The following is a 4,272-nucleotide window of genomic DNA, read 5'->3' as shown; positions in this document are numbered from 1 at the left end:
GGCGGGCGTTACTAGCCGCCCCCCCCCCCCACCGCACTGCCCCCCCGCAGCCCCCCGGCACTCAGCCGGGGCCGCTTCTCGTCGTCTCAGGCCCGGCCGAGGTAGGTGAGCACGGCCCGCACCCGCCGGTGCTCGGCGGTGCTCGGCTCCAGGCCCAGCTTGCTGAAGATGTTGCCGACGTGCTTCTCCACCGCACCGTCCGACACGGTCATCTCCGCCGCGATCGCGGTGTTCGACAGGCCCTGCGCCATCAGGCCCAGCACCTCCCGCTCCCTCGGCGTGAGCGAGTCCAGCGGGTCGCGCTTGCTGCGCGCCATCAGCTGGGTGATCACCTCGTGGTCGATGCTCGTGCCGCCCTCCGCGACCCGGCGCACCGACGCCACGAACTCGGCCACGTCCGCCACCCGCTCCTTGAGCAGGTAGCCGACCCCGCTCGCGCCGCCCACCAGCAGGTCCACGGCGTAGCGCTCCTCGACGTACTGCGACAGCACCAGCACCGGCAGCCCTGGGACCAGCCTGCGGGCCTCGATCGCCGCGCGCAGGCCCTCGTCGGTGAACGTCGGCGGCATCCGCACGTCCACCAGCGCCAGGTCCGGCCGGTGCTCGCGCACGGCGTCCAGCAGCGCCACCCCGTCCTCCACCGCCGCGACGACCTCGATGCCCTCGTCCTCCAGCAGCCGCTGCACCCCCGTCCTCAGCAGCACCGAATCCTCGGCGATCACCACGCGCACGGCAGCTCCGTCCTGATCGATGTGGGGCCGCCGACCGGGCTCACCACGGTGACGACGCCGTCGATCGTCGCAGCCCGGTCGGCCAGTCCCGCCAGGCCGCCCCCCTGGCGCACCGAGGCGCCGCCGCGACCGTTGTCCACGACCTCCACCACGACGGACGTCCCGGTGCGCGACACCGCGACCCGCGCGCGCGTGGCGCCGGAGTGCTTGGTGATGTTCGTGAGCGCCTCGGCGACGGTGAAGTAGGCGGTGCTCTCGACCGCGGTCGGCGGGCGCGGCTCCACCTTCACCGACACCTCCACCGGCACCGGGCAGCGGGCCGCCAGGGAGGACAGCGCGGCGTCCAGGCCGCGGTCGCCGAGCACCGACGGGTAGATGCCGCGCGCGAGGTCGCGGAGCTCCGAGATCGCCAGCTTCGCGTCCGCGTGCGCCTCGTCGATCAGCGCCCGCACCGCCTCCGGGTCGCTGCCCAGCTTGCTCTTGGCCCGGCCGAGGCTCATCGCCACCGACACCAGCCGCTGCTGCGCGCCGTCGTGCAGGTCCCGCTCGATGCGCCTGCGCTCGGCCTCGGCGGCCTCCACCCCGCGCGCCCGGCTCACGTGCAGCCGCTGCGCCTCGGCGGTCAGCTCCGCCGTCCGCGACGGGCCCAGCATCACCCGCACCAGCCACCCCTGCCAGCTCGCCGCCGAGCTCAGGCCGTCCAGCATGACAAGCCACAGCAGCCCGCCCAGCAGCGCGGCGGGCAGCCCCGAGTACCAGGAGTCGATCAGCCACTCCCGGCCGCCGCCCAGGTCCACCGCGATCGCGAACGGCAGCCAGAGCGTGGCGAGCGGCAGCGCGATCAGCACCACCGCCGCCACCGACGCCGCCAGCAGCACGGCGAACTGCACGACGCGCGGCACGAGCACCAGCAACTGGTACAGCAGCGCCCGCCACGCGGCGGCGTCCCGCACCGGCCCCCAGACCCACCCGAACCGCCCGGACGGGCGAACCCGCGGCGCGGGCGGGTGAACATCAACCCCGAGCGCGACCCTGGCCAGCCCGCGCTCCGAACCCCCGCTGGCGCGCGCCAGCACCATCGCGAGCGCCAGCAGCGGCAGCCCGACCAGCACCGGCGCCGTGGCCAGGCCCAGCAGGGTCAGCGGCACCAGCAGCAGGCACCACACCACTCCGGTGACCGGGGCCAGCAGGAAGTACCCCGCGGCCCGCCCAGCGACCGGTCTCACCCGCGCCGTCATCAGCTCCCCGTCCTCGCGCTCCGCCCACCCCCGCCTGCCCCCTCCGACCAGCCGGAACCATGAGGCGCACCGCCGCCTTCCGGTAGGGGCAGCCCCACCGGGGCACGGGGAATGAAATCGGTGGCGCGGGGCGTTATGATGGTGGAGTCAGGTACCCGACCAGGGGGTGAACGGTTTCGACTTTGTGCGTCGATTCAAGGGAAGCGTGCCGGTGCAGGCGAGAGACCACCGCAAGCGTCATCGCAAACCAATAAGCGCCAAGTCTAACGACCAGCGCGCGTTCGCCCTCGCCGCCTGAGGCTAGGAGCAACGCTGTCGGCCCGGAGGAGCCTCCGCTCCGGTCGCCGGCATCAGCTAGGAGGCTTCACCTCCGTTCCCGGTCACGGGGAGCGGTTGGGACACCCACAGTGACTGGGCCTGTCACGACGTCTTGTCCGCGTGATCGTCGGGGCCGAGCAGAGGCATAGCGGACTGCGCACGGAGAAGCCTTGATGAGCCGGCAGAGGACCCGGGTTCGATTCCCGGCACCTCCACTCGGTGGATGGCGAGTGCTCGAACTCTTCGAGCACTCGCCATTCGTCGTTTCCGGGGGCCGCTAGTTGCGGGTCGTGATGCGCAGGGCGGTGACCGGGCCTGCGGCTCGGGGTCGGGGGATCTCCAACCACTCGATGCCGCCGTACCGCTCGAAGAACCCAGGTGACTGGTCCAGGTAGCGACAGGTCAAGCTGATGTGGTGAGGCTTGAACTCCGATGGGTGGCTCTGGTGCACCGAGAAGTCCCACACTCCTCGGCGAAACCAGTAGGCTGCGGCTACGCGTGCGGCCCACGTCATCGGACTGGCTCTTGACCAGCGCTTTTCGAACCCGCCCTCATGGGGTTGGCTGCTGTCCACTGGCGGCAACAGCAGGCGTTCTGCGCCTACTGTGCCAGAGCTCACCAGGGCGACGAGGGCCATGCGCACCCTGAAGGGGATTTGTCGCTCCATCCCCGCGAAGCAGGGCAGCATTCCTCGCTCGGGGGCGTTGAGGTCTGAGTGGGGAGTGGACAAGCGCTTTCGGTACGCCGACTGCCTGCACGCGTTGGAGCAGTACTCGCGGGGGCGACCACCTGGGGCGATGATCGGGATCTTGTCCTGCCCGCAGTCGGCGCAGGGCAGCAAGCGGTCCACACCGTAGCGATCGCCGATCGCTCGAACAGCCGCAGAGGACTGCCAGTCGAGGTCTTCCCAGGTGATGCCCTGCTCCTCGAGGTAACTGGCCACACTGAAGCGCGCGTGGTCCAACATCCCGTGGACGTGCCCCAGGTAGTCGTAGTCGGGGATCAGTGGCACACCGTTCGCCACCCAGGTCTTGGTCAGTGCTGCCACGGGAACCTTAAAGCAGTGGTGCAGGATCAAGAAGGCGGCGTCGTTGGCGTTCAGCTGGGCGAGCGCTAAGCCGAGGACGTCGTCATCGTTGCGCAGTGCTGCCCTCGCGGTGGGGTCGGAAAGCATCACGCGCGGCTCCTCGTCGGCAGGACGCCGGGCAGTGCTCCCAGTACGGCTGCGAGGTCGCAGGGGTTCGCGCGGTTGATCGCCGCGATGGCGACCGTCTGAGCGGTGCGTGCGGAGCACGCTGCTGCCACGCACCACGTGCTGAACGCCATGACCAGAGGGACGGTGTCGGTGATCGGCGGCATCGGATCTCCTCATGCGAAAGGGCCCCGTGTCGATGACACGAGGCCCTGAAACAGAAAAGCCCAGGTGTGTCACCTGGGCCGCCGGGCATGGGTATGCCCGCAGAACAAGCCTAGCGGATACCGCAACGTCACTCTTTGGCCCGCTGAACGCCCTCATTTCCCCTGGTAGATTCCCCGGACTTAAAAACTTTTTGTTTCGTAACGCGCCCCGTCAGCGCCGAGCTGGCGGCGCCGTCATCGGGTCTTCGGGCCAGCGGTGTTTCGGGTAGCGGCCGCGCAGTTCGGCGCGGACTTGCGGATAGCCCGTTTGCCAGAACGACTTCAGGTCTCCCGTCACCGCCGTCGGACGGCCTGCCGGGGTGAGCAGGTGCAGGACCAGGGGGATTCCCGCCACGGTCGGGGTTTCGGTCCAGCCGAAGACCTCCTGCACCTTCACCGGCAAGGTCGGCGGCGTGGTGGAGTAGTCGACGGCGATCCTCGAACCCGACGGGACTTCCAAGCGGTCCGGGGCCAGTTCGTCGAACTTCACCGCCGCGGGCCACGGCATCGCCGCCTGCAGCACGTGGTCGGCTTTCAGCTTCGCCAGGTCGGACTTGCGGCGGGCGTTGCCCAGGTCCACCAGCGGG

The 4,272-nt window shown here is 70.4% G+C and carries 4 protein-coding genes and 1 other RNA gene; 1 reads left to right on the top strand and 4 read right to left on the bottom strand.

What is annotated here, in order from left to right:
- Positions 1-86 precede the first annotated feature (86 nt).
- Together ACTUAL_RS07080 and ACTUAL_RS07075 are read right to left on the bottom strand one after the other, a co-directional pair.
- Positions 87-731 (bottom strand): response regulator transcription factor, encoded by a 645-nt coding sequence (locus ACTUAL_RS07080; RefSeq protein ID WP_177154518.1) that lies wholly within the window; start codon positions 729-731, stop codon positions 87-89.
- Complete coding sequence (locus tag ACTUAL_RS07075) at positions 719-1,969, bottom strand: sensor histidine kinase (protein WP_440899682.1); 1,251 nt, start codon at positions 1,967-1,969, stop codon at positions 719-721. The genes ACTUAL_RS07080 and ACTUAL_RS07075 overlap by 13 nt, the downstream gene beginning before the upstream one ends.
- Positions 1,970-2,131: 162 nt before the next feature.
- Here ACTUAL_RS07075 and ssrA point away from each other — a divergent pair.
- Positions 2,132-2,505, top strand: a transfer-messenger RNA (tmRNA) gene (ssrA, locus tag ACTUAL_RS07070).
- A 59-nt stretch (positions 2,506-2,564) separates the two neighbouring features.
- On the opposite strand, the gene ACTUAL_RS07065 is transcribed toward ssrA, so the two are convergent.
- Both ACTUAL_RS07065 and ACTUAL_RS07060 read right to left on the bottom strand, forming a co-directional pair.
- Positions 2,565-3,464, bottom strand: a complete 900-nt coding sequence (locus tag ACTUAL_RS07065) for a hypothetical protein (protein WP_440899681.1) — start codon at positions 3,462-3,464, stop codon at positions 2,565-2,567.
- 393 nt (positions 3,465-3,857) lie between these two features.
- On the bottom strand, positions 3,858-4,272 hold a 415-nt coding region (locus ACTUAL_RS07060), incomplete at its 5' end, for an ATP-dependent helicase C-terminal domain-containing protein (RefSeq protein WP_440899680.1).

The organism is Actinosynnema sp. (assembly GCF_052038725.1).
This window is presented reverse-complemented; position numbering and strand designations above follow the sequence as displayed.